This is a genomic window from Streptomyces sp. NPDC089919 (assembly GCF_040684615.1).
GTDB lineage: Bacteria > Actinomycetota > Actinomycetes > Streptomycetales > Streptomycetaceae > Streptomyces.
The window spans coordinates 1-14240 of sequence record NZ_JBFBGK010000154.1 but is presented as its reverse complement, the minus strand read 5'-3'; the positions used below and the strand labels follow the sequence as shown (position 1 = coordinate 14240).

17 protein-coding genes are annotated in these 14240 nt (G+C 72.6%); 9 read left to right on the top strand and 8 right to left on the bottom strand.

Annotation, left to right across the window (positions count from 1 at the left end):
* Positions 1–185 precede the first annotated feature (185 nt).
* Positions 186–416 carry a hypothetical protein gene (locus AB0O40_RS35510; protein WP_365049981.1) on the bottom strand — a complete coding sequence of 77 codons (231 nt, stop codon included), beginning with the start codon at positions 414–416 and terminating at the stop codon, positions 186–188.
* A complete protein-coding gene (mca, locus tag AB0O40_RS35505; protein WP_365049979.1) occupies positions 409–1290 on the bottom strand; it encodes a mycothiol conjugate amidase Mca in 882 nt (293 codons plus the stop codon). Before mca ends, AB0O40_RS35510 begins: the two co-directional genes overlap by 8 nt.
* Before the next feature lie 151 nt (positions 1291–1441).
* Here mca and AB0O40_RS35500 point away from each other — a divergent pair, with 151 nt between their 5' ends.
* The 3 genes from AB0O40_RS35500 to AB0O40_RS35490 all read left to right on the top strand — a co-directional run bounded on the left by AB0O40_RS35500 (position 1442) and on the right by AB0O40_RS35490 (position 3114).
* Positions 1442–1852, top strand: coding sequence for a DUF4307 domain-containing protein (locus AB0O40_RS35500; RefSeq protein ID WP_365049977.1), 411 nt, complete (start codon positions 1442–1444; stop codon positions 1850–1852).
* A gap of 178 nt (positions 1853–2030) precedes the next feature.
* Positions 2031–2528 (top strand): transcription elongation factor GreA, encoded by a 498-nt coding sequence (gene greA, locus AB0O40_RS35495; RefSeq protein WP_365049976.1) that lies wholly within the window; start codon positions 2031–2033, stop codon positions 2526–2528.
* A 286-nt stretch (positions 2529–2814) separates the two neighbouring features.
* The gene (locus AB0O40_RS35490; protein ID WP_365049974.1) at positions 2815–3114 is read left to right on the top strand and encodes a hypothetical protein; all 300 of its coding nucleotides are present in this window, start codon (positions 2815–2817) and stop codon (positions 3112–3114) included.
* 68 nt (positions 3115–3182) lie between these two features.
* Here AB0O40_RS35490 and AB0O40_RS35485 read toward each other — a convergent pair whose 3' ends face one another.
* The 3 genes from AB0O40_RS35485 to ilvA form a co-directional block, all read right to left on the bottom strand.
* Positions 3183–4052, bottom strand: coding sequence for an ABC transporter permease (locus tag AB0O40_RS35485; protein WP_365049972.1), 870 nt, complete (start codon positions 4050–4052; stop codon positions 3183–3185).
* Positions 4049–5065 (bottom strand): ATP-binding cassette domain-containing protein, encoded by a 1017-nt coding sequence (locus AB0O40_RS35480; protein ID WP_365049970.1) that lies wholly within the window; start codon positions 5063–5065, stop codon positions 4049–4051. Before AB0O40_RS35480 ends, AB0O40_RS35485 begins: the two co-directional genes overlap by 4 nt.
* 159 nt (positions 5066–5224) lie before the next feature.
* Positions 5225–6454, bottom strand: coding sequence for a threonine ammonia-lyase (gene ilvA, locus AB0O40_RS35475; protein ID WP_365049968.1), 1230 nt, complete (start codon positions 6452–6454; stop codon positions 5225–5227).
* A gap of 166 nt (positions 6455–6620) precedes the next feature.
* On the opposite strand from ilvA, the gene AB0O40_RS35470 reads away from it, so the two are divergent.
* From AB0O40_RS35470 to AB0O40_RS35460, 3 genes are all read left to right on the top strand, one after another.
* Positions 6621–7130: a MarR family transcriptional regulator gene (locus AB0O40_RS35470; RefSeq protein WP_365049966.1), complete on the top strand. Its 510-nt coding sequence runs from the start codon at positions 6621–6623 to the stop codon at positions 7128–7130.
* 162 nt (positions 7131–7292) lie between these two features.
* Complete coding sequence (locus AB0O40_RS35465) at positions 7293–7787, top strand: sigma factor-like helix-turn-helix DNA-binding protein (protein ID WP_365049964.1); 495 nt, start codon at positions 7293–7295, stop codon at positions 7785–7787.
* Positions 7787–8038 (top strand): hypothetical protein, encoded by a 252-nt coding sequence (locus AB0O40_RS35460; protein ID WP_365049962.1) that lies wholly within the window; start codon positions 7787–7789, stop codon positions 8036–8038. The genes AB0O40_RS35465 and AB0O40_RS35460 overlap by 1 nt, the downstream gene beginning before the upstream one ends.
* Before the next feature lie 87 nt (positions 8039–8125).
* Here AB0O40_RS35460 and AB0O40_RS35455 read toward each other — a convergent pair whose 3' ends face one another.
* Together AB0O40_RS35455 and AB0O40_RS35450 are read right to left on the bottom strand one after the other, a co-directional pair.
* The gene (locus AB0O40_RS35455) at positions 8126–9274 is read right to left on the bottom strand and encodes a cystathionine gamma-synthase (RefSeq protein ID WP_365049960.1); all 1149 of its coding nucleotides are present in this window, start codon (positions 9272–9274) and stop codon (positions 8126–8128) included.
* A 103-nt stretch (positions 9275–9377) separates the two neighbouring features.
* Complete coding sequence (locus AB0O40_RS35450; RefSeq protein ID WP_365049958.1) at positions 9378–9782, bottom strand: hypothetical protein; 405 nt, start codon at positions 9780–9782, stop codon at positions 9378–9380.
* Positions 9783–10156: 374 nt separating this feature from the next.
* Here AB0O40_RS35450 and AB0O40_RS35445 point away from each other — a divergent pair, with 374 nt between their 5' ends.
* Both AB0O40_RS35445 and msrA read left to right on the top strand, forming a co-directional pair.
* Positions 10157–11266: a hypothetical protein gene (locus tag AB0O40_RS35445; protein ID WP_365049956.1), complete on the top strand. Its 1110-nt coding sequence runs from the start codon at positions 10157–10159 to the stop codon at positions 11264–11266.
* Between the two features lie 83 nt (positions 11267–11349).
* Positions 11350–12015, top strand: a complete 666-nt coding sequence (gene msrA / locus AB0O40_RS35440; RefSeq protein WP_365049954.1) for a peptide-methionine (S)-S-oxide reductase MsrA — start codon at positions 11350–11352, stop codon at positions 12013–12015.
* 25 nt (positions 12016–12040) lie between these two features.
* Here msrA and AB0O40_RS35435 read toward each other — a convergent pair whose 3' ends face one another.
* Positions 12041–13111 carry an NAD(P)-dependent alcohol dehydrogenase gene (locus AB0O40_RS35435; protein WP_365049952.1) on the bottom strand — a complete coding sequence of 357 codons (1071 nt, stop codon included), beginning with the start codon at positions 13109–13111 and terminating at the stop codon, positions 12041–12043.
* Between the two features lie 151 nt (positions 13112–13262).
* Here AB0O40_RS35435 and AB0O40_RS35430 point away from each other — a divergent pair, with 151 nt between their 5' ends.
* Positions 13263–14144, top strand: a complete 882-nt coding sequence (locus AB0O40_RS35430; protein WP_365049950.1) for a helix-turn-helix transcriptional regulator — start codon at positions 13263–13265, stop codon at positions 14142–14144.
* Positions 14145–14240 lie beyond the last annotated feature (96 nt).

Genomic DNA, 14240 nt, shown 5'->3' with positions numbered 1-14240 from the left:
ATCCCCCGCGCCTCAAACGCCGGCGAGGCTGGTAAGGGGACAGCGGGGCTCCGCCCCGAACCCCGCGCCTCAAGCGCCGGCGGGGCTGGTACGCGGGGCTGCGCCCAAGCCGCACCGCCGCTGCGCGACGGTCGCCTCAAACGCCGGCGAGGCTAGGTATGCCGGGCCCGGGAAAGGGGGTCGGGCTACTGGCCCGGCTTCGGGTCGGGGGTGGTGGTGGGGTCGGGGGCTTCTTCGAAGTCGACGCGGCCCATGTGGCGGCTCATGGACTTCATCAGGCCCCACGTCCCCAGCGCCAGCGCCGCGAAGACGATGAAGCCGAGGAGACCGGGCGTCACCTTGTTCTTGTCGAAGGTGTCGCCGGCGAGCGGGACGAGCTGGACCAGTGCTGCGTGAGTAGCGCTCATGTCAGGCATTGTCCCGGATGCCCGCGAAGAGGTCGTCCTCGGGGAGGGTGGTGTCCACGAGCGACTTCGCGAGCTCGTACTCCTCGGTGGGCCAGATCTCCTTCTGGACCTCCAGCGGCACCCGGAACCAGCCCCCGTCGGGGTCGATCTGGGTGGCGTGCGCGATCAGCGCCTTGTCGCGGATCTCGAAGAACTCGGCGCACGGGATGTGCGTGGTCAGCGTCCGCTCCTTGCGCTCGAACTCCTTCCAGCGCTCCAGCCACTCCCCGTACGGCGACTCCATGCCCCGGGCCAGCAGCCCCTCGTGCAGCGCGACGGTCCGCGGCTTGTTGAAGCCCTGGTTGTAGTAGAGCTTCTGCGGCTGGAAGGCCGGGCCGAACTCGGCCTCCGGGTACTTCTCGGTGTCCGCCGCGCCCTCGAAGGCCACCATCGAGATCTTGTGGGTCATGATGTGGTCGGGGTGCGGGTAGCCGCCGTTCTCGTCGTAGGTCGTGACGACCTGCGGGCGGAAGGCGCGGATCTTGGCCACCAGCCGGCCGGCCGCCGCGTCGACGTCCTCCAGCGCGAAGCAGCCCTCGGGCAGCGGCGGCAGCGGGTCACCCTCGGGCAGGCCGGAGTCGACGTATCCGAGCCATTCCTGGGAGACGCCCAGGATCTCGCGGGCCTCGTCCATCTCCTTGCGGCGGACCTCGTGGATGTTCTCCTCGATGTACGTGTCGCCCTGGAGCTTGGGGTTGAGGATGGAGCCGCGCTCACCGCCGGTGCAGGTCACCACCAGCACGTCCACCCCCTCGGAGACGTACTTGGCCATGGTGGCCGCGCCCTTGCTCGACTCGTCGTCGGGGTGGGCGTGGACTGCCATCAGTCGAAGCTGCTCAGTCAAGACTCGGTCCTCGGTGATTCGGAGCGAAATGTTCCGACCTTCCCGCCGGGAACGACGGCCCGGGGCGGTGGTCTGCCCGCGCGCGGGCAACTTCTATAGTGACCGAATCGGGGGGCGGAAAATTCCACGGCCCCGAGAAAGGAAAACGATCATGAGCGCGGTGCGCGAGGGCTTGCCGGAGGGCCGTTACGGCCGCACCCAGGACGCGCGCGCAGACCGCAAGCTCAAGATCGTCGGCTCGGTGCTGGGCGTCGGCCTGCTGGGCGTGGTGGGCTGGATCGGGTACGACTACGTCGCCGGCCAGACCGTCAGCGCCGAGGTGATCAAGTACCAGGTCTCGGACTCGCAGGTCGAGGTGCACCTGGAGGTCCGCAAGGACGCCTCGGCGCGGGGCGTGTGCACGCTCTCCTCCCAGGACCGCGACCACAACGAGGTCGGCCGCAAGGACGTCGTCTTCGACCAGCACAAGTCCCGGATCGACGAGCTGGTCGTCCTGAAGACCACCGCCCGGGCCACCACGGTCGAACTGGTGGGCTGCACCACCGCCGCGGCCACCGGCTGACCCCGCGACCGCCCGCCGGAATGGGTTCTTCCGGCATGTCGGGGGGTAGGACCGGGACCGGACGCCCGATGGCGTAATTCATACGCCCGGCGTCCTCCCCGTACCCACCACCGATTGTTAGGCTCGTGGTTTCGCCCATTGCCGGCGGTTTGTTAACCAGTACCTACGAGGAGCACCAGTGACCACGACGAGCGACAACGTCACCTGGCTGACCCAGGACGCCTACGACCAGCTCAAGGCCGAGCTGGAGTACCTGTCTGGTCCCGCGCGCACGGAGATCGCGATGAAGATCGCGGCGGCCCGCGAGGAGGGTGACCTCCGGGAGAACGGCGGCTACCACGCGGCCAAGGAGGAGCAGGGCAAGCAGGAGCTCCGGGTGCGCCAGCTGACGCAGCTGCTCGAGTCCGCCAAGGTCGGCGAGGCCCCGGCCGCCGCCGGCGTGGTCGCTCCCGGCACGGTCATCACCATCGCCTTCGACGGCGACGAGGACGACACCATGACCTTCCTGCTGGCCTCCCGCGAGTACGCCTCCTCCGACATCGAGACGTACTCCCCGCAGTCCCCGCTGGGCCGCGGCGTGGACGGCAAGAAGATCGGCGAGGACGCCCAGTACGAACTGCCGAACGGCAAGAAGGCCTCGGTCAAGATCCTGGACGTCAAGCCCTACACCGGCTGACCGGCCCGCACAGCGCAGCGAGGAGCCCCCGCCGGACACGTCCGGCGGGGGCTCCCGCGTCTGCCGGGGTGTCGCCGTCGAGGACATCCGTCGACCATTCGCAGGGTTCTGTTACGGTGATCGGGACTTTGGCAGACGAACACCCAAGTAGCGCTCATTCAGGCGCAGTTAGAGAAATTGGGAGTTGCTTGTGCTGAGACTGCGGAAGCTCGCGGCAGCAGGCGGAGTCGGGCTCGCTTTGACGCTCATCGGCACCACCACCGCCACAGCCGACGATGTCAGGATCATGGCGTCCGGGTCCATCAAGGACCCGTGGGCCAGCGGGGACAAGATCTACGCTTCGGCGAACCTCAACGGTCCGAACCCGGTGGGAACGAAGGTGTGCGTCGAGATTCACGCGATGCATCCTTACTACCCCGACATCAATCTGGGCGGCACCTGCAAGACCATCAACGCGGGAACCGTCACCACGTCCGTCCACAAGGGCGCCTGCGGGAACTACAAGACGTACGCCTACGCCACCTACAACGGACGGGTCTTCTGGGGGCCGGTCGAATCCCCGAGGTACCAGACGATCTGCTCCTGATCCCTCTGCCGCTGGTGAGGCCCCCGGAAGATCTACATTCCGGGGGCCTCATCCTCGACGCAACGAGGTCAGCCGTCAGCGCGACGGTACTTGCGCACCGCCAGGGTGCGGAAGAGGAGGATGATCAGCACCGACCAGATCAGCGAGGCCCACACCGGGTGCTCCATCGGCCAGGCTCCGGTCACCGACTTCGGGACGCCGTCGATCGTGTTGCCGAACAGCTCGCGGGCCGCCGACACCGTGGCGCTGAACGGGTTCCACTCGGCGACGTACTGGAGGAACCTCGGCATGCCGTTGACCGGGACGAACGCGTTCGAGAGGAACGTCAGCGGGAAAAGCCAGATCAGGCCGCCCGAGGTCGCAGCCTCCGGGGTGCGGACCGACAACCCGATCAGCGCGCCGATCCACGTGAAGGCGTAACCGAGCAGCAGGAGCAGGCCGAAACCGCCCAGCACCTTGCCGATGTTCTCGTGCGTGCGCCAGCCAACGAGCAGGGCCACGACCGCGAGTACCGCCAGCGTCACCGCCGTCTGCACGACGTCGGCGAGGGTGCGGCCGGTCAGCACCGCACCGCGCGCCATGGGCAGCGACCGGAACCGGTCGATCAGCCCCTTGTGCATGTCGTCCGCGATGCCCGCGCCCGCCCCGGCAGTGGCGAACGTCACGGTCTGGGCGAAGATGCCCGCCATCAGGAATTCCTTGTAGGCGCTCGAGCTGCCCACGGGCGCACCCGGAATGTTGATGGAGCCGCCGAAGACGTACGTGAACAGCACGACGAACATGACCGGCTGGATGACCCCGAAGATGATCATCTCGGGGATCCGGCTCATGCGGATGAGGTTGCGCTTGGCGATGACCAGGGAGTCGCTGATCGACTGGACCACCCCGCCCCGGGGCACCGGGGCGAGCTGCGGCACGGCTTCGGTGGTGGCGCTCACTTGGCGGCCTCCTTCCGGGACTTGCGCCCCTTGCCGGCCTCGGCGCCCGCGCCGTCCTCGCCCTCCGCGGCCAGCTCGGCGGCGTGGCCGGTCAGGGAGATGAAGACGTCGTCGAGGGTGGGCCGGCGCAGGCCGATGTCGTCGATCTCGATGCCGCGGGCGTCCAGCTCGCGGATGACCTCGGCGAGCAGCTTCGCGCCGCCGGTGACCGGGACGGTCAGCTTGCGGGTGTGCTCCTCGACGGTGGTCTCGCCCTTGCCGAAGGCGGCCAGGACCGTGCGGGCGTCGGTGATGTGCTCGCGCTCGTGGACCACCACCTCGACCCGCTCGCCGCCGGTCTGGGCCTTGAGCTGGTCGGCGGTGCCCCGGGCGATGACCTTGCCCTGGTCGACCACGCAGATGTCGTGGGCGAGCCGGTCGGCCTCCTCCAGGTACTGGGTGGTGAGCAGCAGGGTGGTGCCGCCCGCGACCAGTTCCTCGATGACGTCCCACAGGGCCTGCCGGTTGCGCGGGTCCAGGCCGGTGGTGGGCTCGTCCATGAACATCACCGGCGGCCGGACCACCAGCGCGGCGGCCAGGTCGAGCCGGCGGCGCATGCCGCCGGAGTAGGTCTTGGCGGTGCGGTCGGCCGCGTCGGCGAGGCCGAACCGCTCCAGCAGCTCCGCGGCCCGGGCCTTCGCGGGCTTGGCGCCCATCTGGTAGAGCCGGCCGACCATCTGGAGGTTCTCCCGGCCGGTCAGGTACTCGTCGACGGCGGCGAACTGGCCGGAGAGGCCGATGGAGCGGCGGACTTCGTTGGGGTGCTTGAGGACGTCGATCCCGGCGACGACCGCCCGGCCGCTGTCCGGCCTGAGGAGGGTGGTCAGTACGCGCACGGTGGTGGTCTTCCCCGCGCCGTTGGGGCCGAGGAGGCCCAGGACGGTGCCCTCGGGTACGTCGAGGTCCACCCCGTCCAGTGCCCGTACATCGCCGAAGGTCTTCACCAGTCCTTCGGCGTAGATGGCGCCTGGCATATGGATTCTCCCAGTGCGAATCGGGTGTTTCCTGTGCAAATCCTATGGTCGCCGGATGCTGCCCGCCCGGTCGGCGGTTCAGCGTATTGCGTTGTATCGCGTCAGGGGCGGACTCCGCACGACTTCCGCGCACTTCGCGGCGGGGCCGGCGGCCGGGCCTCAGGCCAGGACCGGGTACCCCGCCTCCCGCAGCGCCGCCGCGACCGCCGTGCAGTGCTCCGGGCCCTTGGTCTCCAGGTGCAGCTCGACCTCCACCTCCGTGAGGCCCAGCCGCGGGTCGGTCCGCAGATGGCTCACGTCCAGTACGTTCGCATCCACCACTGACAACACCCCCAGCAGACCGGCCAGCGCCCCGGGCCGGTCGGCCACCCGCACCCGCAGCGACAGGTAGCGCCCGGCCGCCGCCATGCCGTGCCGCAGGATCCGCTGGAGCAGCAGCGGGTCGACGTTGCCGCCGGAGAGCACCGCCACCACCGGCCCCTGGTAGTGCTCCGGCTCGCTGAGCAGCGCCGCGACCGGGCTGGCCCCGGCCGGCTCCACCACCAGCTTCGCCCGCTCCAGGCAGAGCAGCAGCGCGCTGGACAGCGCGTCCTCCGAGACCGTCCGCACCTCGTCGACCAGGTCCCGGACGATCTCGAAGGGCACGTCCCCGGGCCGGCCCACCTTGATGCCGTCCGCCATGGTCACCGGCTCGTCCACCGACACCGGGTGCCCCACCGCCAGCGAGGGCGGGTACGCCGCCGCGCCCGCGGCCTGCACGCCCACCACCCGCACGTCCGGGCGCAGCGCCTTGACCGCGACCGCCACCCCGGCGGCCAGTCCCCCGCCGCCCACGCCCACCAGGATGGTCCGCACCTCCGGGCACTGCTCCAGGATCTCCAGGCCGACCGTGCCCTGGCCGGCGATGACGTCCCGGTGGTCGAAGGGGTGGATGAAGACCGCGCCGGTGCGGTCCGCGTACTCCTGGGCCGCGGCCAGGGTCTCGTCGACCACCTGCCCGTGCAGCCGGACCTCGGCGCCGTACTCGCGGGTGGCGGCCACCTTCGGCAGCGGCGCCCCCACCGGCATGAAGACCGTGGCGCGGACCCCGAGCAGCGAGGAGGCCAGCGCCACCCCCTGCGCGTGGTTGCCGGCGCTGGCGGCCACCACCCCGGCCGCCTTCTCCACCGGGGACAGGCCGGAGATCCGCACGTACGCGCCGCGCAGCTTGAAGGAGCCGGTGCGCTGAAGGTTCTCGCACTTGAGGTGCACCGGCGAGCCGACCAGGGCGGACAGGTGCCGGCTGCCCTCCATGGGAGTCGTCCGCGCGACCCCCGCGAGCATCTTCTGGGCCCCCCGGACGTCGTCGAGGATCACCGGCGGGAAGGGGGCGGGCAGGCGGTAGTTCATGCCGCAAGTCTCGCAGTGCGCGCACCCGCGCGCCCGGGCCCGGGCGCCCTTCCGCCCGCCGGGCGACGGCTCCGCACAGGTTTGCCCAGGGCCCGTACGGGGCGTGCGCGGGCCGCGTACTCTGTCCCCCATCCTGTCGGCCCCCGCATGAAGAGAGCCCCAGTCCATGTCCCCTGCCCCGGCCCATTCCGACCTGCCGGCCGAGGCCGCAGCCGGCCTCCTCGACGACCTCCAGCACCAGGTCGCCCTCTTCGCCCGGCGCGCGGAGCAGACCCGGCTCGGCGGGGTCGGCCAGGCCCGCAACTCCATGGACCGGGCCGCCTACCTGCTGCTCAACCGGCTGGACCAGGAAGGCCCGATGGGCGTGAAGGCGCTGGCCGCGGGGATGGGCATCGACTCCTCGACGGTGACCCGCCAGGTCGCCCCGCTGGTGGAGACCGGGCTGGTCAAGCGGACCTCGCACCCCGAGGACGGCCGGGCCGTGGTGCTCGCCCTCTCGCCGCGCGGGCTGGCCCGGTTGGAGGAGGTGCGCTCCTCCCGGCGCGCGCTGATGTCGCAGGTCACGGAGGGGTGGAGCGAGGACGAGCGGGAGACCTTCACCTCCCTGCTCACCCGCTTCAACCTCTCGCTGTCGGAGCGCATGGGCGCACCGGGCGAGGGCGGCCCGGCCTCCTGACCCCGGACCGCGGGTCGAGCGGTCGCGGAGCTTCCGGCCGCCCGGCCCGGGACGGCCGGTCAAGCGGTCCCGGAGCTTCCGGCCGGCCGGTCGTCCCGGGCCGTCCCGACCCGCTCCGCGCCTCTTGACCTGGGCGGGCGTACTGGCCTCATATGAAGTGTGGTGACAGGACGGTCGGCCGGCCATCGACAGCGCCGGGCCCGGGAGTTCGAGGCGTTCGTGGCCGGTGCGGGCGGCCGGCTGCTGCATGTCGCGACCCTGCTGACGGCGGAGCCGCACGGTGCCAACCCGGCCGCCCGGCGGCTGCTGGCCGACGCCCTGGCCCGGACCTTCGCCGGCTGGGAGCGGGCCCGCGGCGACGACCCGTACGACCGCACCCGCGCCGAGCTGGCCCTGGCCTTCGCCCGGGGCTCCTGGCGGTACCACCGCGGGCGCGGCGGGGTGCTCTCCCGGCTCTCCCCGCAGGAACGCCTGGTGATCACGCTGCGGGTCTACGAGGGCATCCCGGAGGAGCAGACAGCGGCCCTCCTGGGCCTGCCCCCCGAGCGGGTCCGGGCCCTCACCGCCCGCGCCGGCTCCGCCCTGCGCTCCCGCCCGCCGGCCGGGGACCGCCCGGCCGCCGGGGCCGCGGCGCCGCCCGCCGCCGGAGCCGCCTGATGAGCCTGCCCGACCGCAAGGAACTGGAGGTCCGCCGGCTGCTGGAGGGCCCGCACCCCGTCGTGCCCGCGGACCTCGCCCCCACCGCCGCGGCCCGCGGCGCCCGGCTGCTGCGCCGCCGCCAGGCCCTGCGCCGGGCCGGCTGGACCCTCCTGCTGGCCGCCGCCGTCGCCTTCACCGTCTGGGCCTCGCTGACCCGCCCCTGGGTCACCCCGCCCTCGACCGTCGCCCCGCCCCTCGAAGGCTGGTGACGACGACGGCCGCCGCCCCCGGGATGCGGGGAGCGGCGGCCGTGGCCGGTACGGACGGACCGGGCGGGGGCCCGTCCGCGGGGACGACTAGCCCAGCGCCTGCTTCAGGTCGGCGAGCAGGTCGTCGACGTTCTCGATGCCGACGGAGAGGCGGACCAGGTCGCCCGGGACCTCCAGGGCCGAGCCGACCACCGAGGCGTGGGTCATCCGGCCCGGGTGCTCGATCAGCGACTCGACGCCGCCCAGGGACTCGCCCAGCGTGAAGAGCTGCGTGCGGTTGCAGACCTCCACCGCCGCCTCCTCGCCGCCCGCGACGAGGAAGGAGATCATGCCGCCGAAGGACTTCATCTGCTTGGCCGCGACCTCGTGGCCCGGGTGCTCGGGCAGGCCCGGGTAGAGGACCTTGGTGACCTTCGGGTGGCGGGTGAGCATGTCCGCGACGCGGGTGGCGTTCTCGCTGTGCCGGTCCATCCGGACCGCCAGCGTCTTGATGCCGCGCAGCACGATCCACGAGTCGAAGGGACCGGCCACCGCGCCCATGGCGTTCTGGTGGTAGGCCAGCTCCTCGCCGAGCGCGGCGTCCGCGGTCACCAGCGCGCCGCCGACCACGTCCGAGTGGCCGCCCATGTACTTGGTGAGGGAGTGGACCACCACGTCCGCGCCCAGCGCCAGCGGCTGCTGGAGGTAGGGGCTCGCGAAGGTGTTGTCGACGACCAGCTTCGCGCCGGCGGTGCGCGCGACGTCCGCGACCGCGGCGATGTCGGTGATGCCCAGGAGCGGGTTGGAGGGGGTCTCGACCCAGATCGCCTTGGTGCGGTCGGTCATCGCGGCCCGGACGGCCGCCGGGTCGGAGGTGTCCGCGACGGACCACTCGACGCCCCAGCGCGAGACGACCTTGGCGAACAGGCGGAAGGTGCCGCCGTAGGCGTCGTTGGGGATGACCACGTGGTCGCCGGGGGCCAGCAGGGTGCGCAGGAGGCAGTCCTCCGCGGCCAGGCCGGAGGCGAAGGCGAGGCCGCGGGTGCCGCCCTCCAGCGCCGCGAGGTTCTCCTCCAGGGCGGTACGGGTGGGGTTGCCGCTGCGGCTGTACTCGTAACCGCCGCGCAGACCGCCGACGCCGTCCTGCTTGTAAGTGGAGACCTGGTAGATCGGGGGCACGACCGCGCCGGTCAGCGGGTCCGCCGTGTTGCCCGCGTGGATCGCGCGGGTCTCGAAGCTCTGCTGCTCGTGGCTCATGGTCAGAGCCTAAGCGGCCGCACGCGTGTCACGCGGCCGCCCGGCTCGGTCGGTTGAACGGGTCCGCCCGGCGTCAGCCGGTTGAACGGACCGGCCCCGCGGGCTAGCCCCAGGCGTGCAGGAAGTCCTCCACGATCGCGGCCCGGTCGATGCCGTGCGGGTGCTCGTCGCCGGCCACCCGCTGCGGGCCGGCCTGCTCGTCCTCCAGGGCCGCGTCCTCGTCCTCGTCCATCGGCTGGTCGGGGCCGGCCTCCTCGGCCGGCGCGGCCTGCTGGTCGTCGGCCGGCGCGGCCTGGCGGTCGGCGAAGGCCACCGACATCGCGGGCATGCCCTCCTCGGCGCGCTCCTCACCGGGGGCGAGTTCGAAGGAATCCCCCGAGCAATTCGCGGACTCGTAGACAATTGCGGTCGTCGCAGTCGCGTTGTGCAGCTTTACCGGGGACTCGTTCTCGGCGAGCTCGTCGAGTGCGTAGCAGGTGGTGCCGTCGGGGTTTTCGATCTGCACCACGGAGTTCGGAGAACCGGGAATGTAGTAATTGAAGCTTTCCGTATCCGCGGACGCCGTGCCCGGCAGTACGGCGGACAGAACGAGGGCGCCCAGGGCGATCGTGACAGCACTCCGCATGCGCATGCGCGTTTCTCCTTCGGGTGGGTCAGGCCGGGGGGAGGGCCTGCGCGGGAGATGCTAAAGGGAAATCAAGAGCGGAAACGATGCTGCCGTCCGGGGCGAACGGATGTTTTCCCATATTCACGTGCTCGGCTCAGCAAAGGACCGGCGAACGGCCGCGGAACGCCTTCCGGTAAATCGGGCCGGGCCGCCGCGGCCGCGCGGGGCCGGGGCCGCCCGGCGGGTTTGCGCGCCGGGTGTGGAACGCTGGAGCCATGGAGATTCTCTGGTTCCTGATCGCGGTGGGCATGCTCGCCGCCGTCCTCGTCCCCTATCTCAGGCGGCGCGGCGGCGGTGGCATCCGGCTGGTCTCGCCGGGCGCGCCCGACGCGGCCGACCCGGCGGACTACGGCTTCGTACGCCAGGAGGAGCTGGACGTCCGGGTGCCGGGCCCCGACCGGGACCTGATGGACGTACTGGACGTGGTGCAGGCGACCCAGGAGTGGAAGGCCGCCTCCCAGTTGCTGGCCGGCACCCCCGAGGCGGGCGAGGTCCGCTGGCAGCGGATCCAGGCCTTCGCCGGCGCCGCCTCGCTGGAGCTGGCCCAGCGGCCCGGGGCCGGCGGGTCCTGGCTGCGGTCCTGGCGGCTGGCGGCGCCCGAGGACGCGGGCGGCGCGCAGGTGCACGCCGAGTTCCTGGTGCAGCAGGCCTGGCGGGCCTCCGGCGGGGTCGGCGCGGAGGACCACCGGATCATCCTGGAGGAGGCCCGCACCGCCTGCGCCGAGGCCGCGCGGCTGGCCCCGGCCGACCCGGTCCCGTACATCACGGAGCTGGCGGTGGCCCGTGGACTGGCCTACCCTGAGGCGGAGTTCGACGCCCTGTGGGCCAAGGTCATCGACCGCGCCCCGCAGCACATGGGCGCCCATCTGGCCGCCCTGCACTACTGGTGCGAGAAGTGGCACGGCTCGCCCGCCCAGGCCGACGCCTTCACGCACGCGGCGGCGGCCCGGGCGCCCCGGGGCTCGCTGCTGGCGGCGCTGCCCCTGTTCGGGGTCTTCGAGCACCTGCCGGAGATCACCCTGGTCCAGGACTTCTACGGCAGCGCGGTGGTCTCCCGGGCCATGGAGGGCGCGCTGTACGCGGTGCACTCGGCCCGGCCGGACGACCCGATGCTGGCGCACGTCCGGCACCTGCTCGTGCTGTTCCTGGTGCGCGGCGAGCGGTGGGCCGAGGCCATGGACCAGCTGCGGCACGTCGACGGCTACGTCGGCGCCCTGCCCTGGTCGCACAGCGCGGACCCGGCGGCCGAGTACGCCCTGTACCGGGCGCTGGCGGTCGCGGGCTACGAGGCCAACGGCGGCAGCCCGGCGACCCTGGCCCACTGAGGCCGCCCGGGCGGGCGGGGGAATCGGGAGGGCCGGCCGGACGTTGACGACACAGCCGCCCGCTCGCGCAAGGAGTCAGTCCCATGCTGTTCGGCCGCCGTACCCCCGAGCTGCCCACCCCGGAGCAGGCCCTCAAGGGCCGCGCCGTGCCGGAGTTCGACCTGCCCGCCCGCCACACCGTCCTCGGCAACCCGCTCGCCGGCCCCTACCCCGAAGGCCTGGAGGTCGCGGACTTCGGCCTCGGCTGCTTCTGGGGCGCGGAGCGCAAGTTCTGGCAGACGCCCGGCGTCTGGACCACCCTGGTCGGCTACCAGGGCGGCTACACCGAGAACCCGTCCTACGACGAGGTCTGCTCGGGCCTGACCGGCCACACCGAGGTCGTCCGGGTCGTCTACGACCCCGCGCAGGTCTCGTACGCCACCCTGCTGAAGGTCTTCTGGGAGGCGCACAACCCCACCCAGGGCTTCCGCCAGGGCAATGACGTCGGCACCCAGTACCGCTCCGCCGTCTACACCCACTCCGCCGACCAGCAGGCCACCGCCGAGGCCTCCCGCACCGCCTACCAGTCCGTCCTCACCGGCGGCGGCTACGGCGAGATCACCACGGCCGTGCTGCCGGCCGCCGAGCGCCCCTTCTGGCCGGCCGAGCCGTACCACCAGCAGTACCTCGACAAGAACGTCGACGGCTACTGCGGCATCGGCGGCACCGGCCTGTCCTGCCCGATCGGCGTGGCCCCGGCCGAAGGCTGAGCCGCCCGCCCCGCGACGGCCCGCCTCAGATCGTGGCGGCGTCGATGACGAAGCGGTAGCGGACGTCGCTGGCGAGGACGCGCTCGTAGGCCTCGTTGACCTCGTCCGCGCGGATCGTCTCGATGTCCGCGCCCAGGCCGTGCGCCGCGCAGAAGTCCAGCATCTCCTGGGTCTCCGCGATGCCGCCGATCATCGAACCGGCCAGGGTCTTGCGACCGTTGATGACGGAGAAGAGGTTGAGGGAGACCGGCTCCTCCGGTGCGCCCACGTTCACCAGCGCGCCGTCGAGCTTCAGCAGCCCCAGGTACTTGTCCAGCGGCAGCGGGGCCGAGACGGTGGAGACGATCAGGTCGAAGCGGCCGGCCAGCTCCGTGAAGGTCGCCTCGTCGGCGGTGGCGTAGTAGTGCGCGGCGCCGAGCCGGAGGCCGTCCTCGCGCTTGCGCAGCGACTGCGACAGGACGGTCACCTCGGCACCCAGCGCGGCGGCGATCTTGACGCCCATGTGCCCGAGGCCGCCCAGCCCGACGATCGCGACCTTCTTGCCCGGCCCGGCCTTCCAGTGCACCAGCGGCGAGTAGAGGGTGATGCCGGCGCACAGCAGCGGCGCGGCCACGTCCAGGGCGAGGGCGTCGGGGATGCGGACGGCGTAGTTCTCGTCCACCACGATGTGCGTGGAGTACCCGCCGTAGGTGCTGTCGCCGTGCCGGTCGGTGCTGTTGTACGTGAAGGTCGCGCCGGCCGTGCAGTGCTGCTCCTGGCCCGCCAGGCAGGCCTCGCACTCGCGGCAGGAGTCGACGAAGCAGCCCACCCCGACCCGGTCGCCGACCGCGTACTTCGTGACCCCGGACCCGGCCTCGGTCACCACGCCCGCGATCTCGTGGCCCGGCACCATCGGGTAGCTGCCCTCGCCCCAGCCGTCGCGGACCTGGTGGATGTCGGAGTGGCAGATGCCGGCGTACTTGATCTCGATCAGGACGTCGTGCTCGCCGACCGGGCGGCGCGGCACGGTGATGCGCTCCAGGGGCGCCTTCGGCGCGGGGGCCGCGTAGGCGGCGACCCGGGTGGCGCGGGCGGAGGTGGCCGGGGTGCTGGACATGTGCGTCTCCAGATGAGGGGGTTGCGCGGTGTTCGCTGCCCACGATGCCGCGGATCGCGCGGGACACCCAGGGCCCTGCGCAGCCTAGGACCGCTGGTCCTATCCCTGGCGGGGTCAGGCTCACCGGCCGGCCGGCACCGATACTGGCGGCATGGACCAGCGCCCCGACCTGAGTGAGTTCCTGCGCTCCCGCCGCGCCCGGCTCAAGCCGCAGGACGTGGGCCTGCCGGAGTACGGGCGGCACCGGCGGGTCCCGGGGCTGCGCCGCGAGGAGCTGGCGCAGCTGGCCGGCGTCTCCCTCGCGTACTACACCCGCCTCGAACAGGGCCACGGCCAGAACGTCTCGGCGGAGATCCTGGAGGCCATCGCCGGGGCGCTGCGGCTGGACGCCACCGAGCGCTCCCACCTGGCCGACCTGGCCCGCCCCCGGGCCCGGCGCCGCCGGTACGTCAACCGGCCCGAGCAGGTGCGGCCCGAGCTGCTGGGGCTGCTGGGCGCCATGGAGGGCGTACCGGCGTACGTGCTGGGGCGCCGGCTGGACGTGCTGGCCTGGAACCCGATGGCCGCCGCCGTCTTCGGGGACTTCGGCGCGCTGCCGGCCGAGGAGCGGAACCTGGCGCGGCTGGTCTTCCTGGACCCGGCGGCCCGGGACCTGTACGCGGACTGGCAGTGCCGGGCCTGCGAGATGGTCAGCGGGCTGCGGCTGTACGCGGGCCGGCACCCGGACGACCCGCGGCTCTCCGCGCTGGTGGGCGAACTGTCCGTGAAGAACGAGGAGTTCCGGCAGCTGTGGGCGGCCCACACGGTCGCGGACAAGGCGCACGGCCGCAAGTCCCTGCACCACCCGCTGGCCGGGGAGCTGCACCTGGCCTTCGAGACGCTGCTGCTGCCGGACAGCCCCGAGCAGTGCCTGGTGACCTTCCACGCCGAGCCCGGTTCGGCCTCGGCGGACGCGCTGCGGATGCTGGCCTCGTGGGCGGCCGGGACCGGGGACGGCCGGGCGGCCGCCGCCTCGGAGGCGCCCGCGCGCTGAGCTCCGGTACCCCGACGCGGCCGGCGCGCCCCCCCCCCCGGGGGGCGCCCCCCCCCCGGCCCCCGGCCGGCCCCCCCGGCCCCGCCGGCCCCCCCG

What these genes read in the sequence shown, in the direction of transcription:
- AB0O40_RS35510 (WP_365049981.1), bottom strand. Translation starts at nt 416, where the DNA reads ATGCCTGACATGAGCGCTACTCACGCAGCACTGGTCCAGCTCGTCCCG.
- AB0O40_RS35500 (WP_365049977.1), top strand. Translation starts at nt 1,442, where the DNA reads ATGAGCGCGGTGCGCGAGGGCTTGCCGGAGGGCCGTTACGGCCGCACC.
- AB0O40_RS35490 (WP_365049974.1), top strand. Translation starts at nt 2,815, where the DNA reads ATGGCGTCCGGGTCCATCAAGGACCCGTGGGCCAGCGGGGACAAGATC.
- AB0O40_RS35480 (WP_365049970.1), bottom strand. Translation starts at nt 5,065, where the DNA reads ATGCCAGGCGCCATCTACGCCGAAGGACTGGTGAAGACCTTCGGCGAT.
- ilvA (WP_365049968.1), bottom strand. Translation starts at nt 6,454, where the DNA reads ATGAACTACCGCCTGCCCGCCCCCTTCCCGCCGGTGATCCTCGACGAC.
- AB0O40_RS35470 (WP_365049966.1), top strand. Translation starts at nt 6,621, where the DNA reads ATGTCCCCTGCCCCGGCCCATTCCGACCTGCCGGCCGAGGCCGCAGCC.
- AB0O40_RS35460 (WP_365049962.1), top strand. Translation starts at nt 7,787, where the DNA reads ATGAGCCTGCCCGACCGCAAGGAACTGGAGGTCCGCCGGCTGCTGGAG.
- AB0O40_RS35455 (WP_365049960.1), bottom strand. Translation starts at nt 9,274, where the DNA reads ATGAGCCACGAGCAGCAGAGCTTCGAGACCCGCGCGATCCACGCGGGC.
- AB0O40_RS35445 (WP_365049956.1), top strand. Translation starts at nt 10,157, where the DNA reads ATGGAGATTCTCTGGTTCCTGATCGCGGTGGGCATGCTCGCCGCCGTC.
- msrA (WP_365049954.1), top strand. Translation starts at nt 11,350, where the DNA reads ATGCTGTTCGGCCGCCGTACCCCCGAGCTGCCCACCCCGGAGCAGGCC.
- AB0O40_RS35435 (WP_365049952.1), bottom strand. Translation starts at nt 13,111, where the DNA reads ATGTCCAGCACCCCGGCCACCTCCGCCCGCGCCACCCGGGTCGCCGCC.
- AB0O40_RS35430 (WP_365049950.1), top strand. Translation starts at nt 13,263, where the DNA reads ATGGACCAGCGCCCCGACCTGAGTGAGTTCCTGCGCTCCCGCCGCGCC.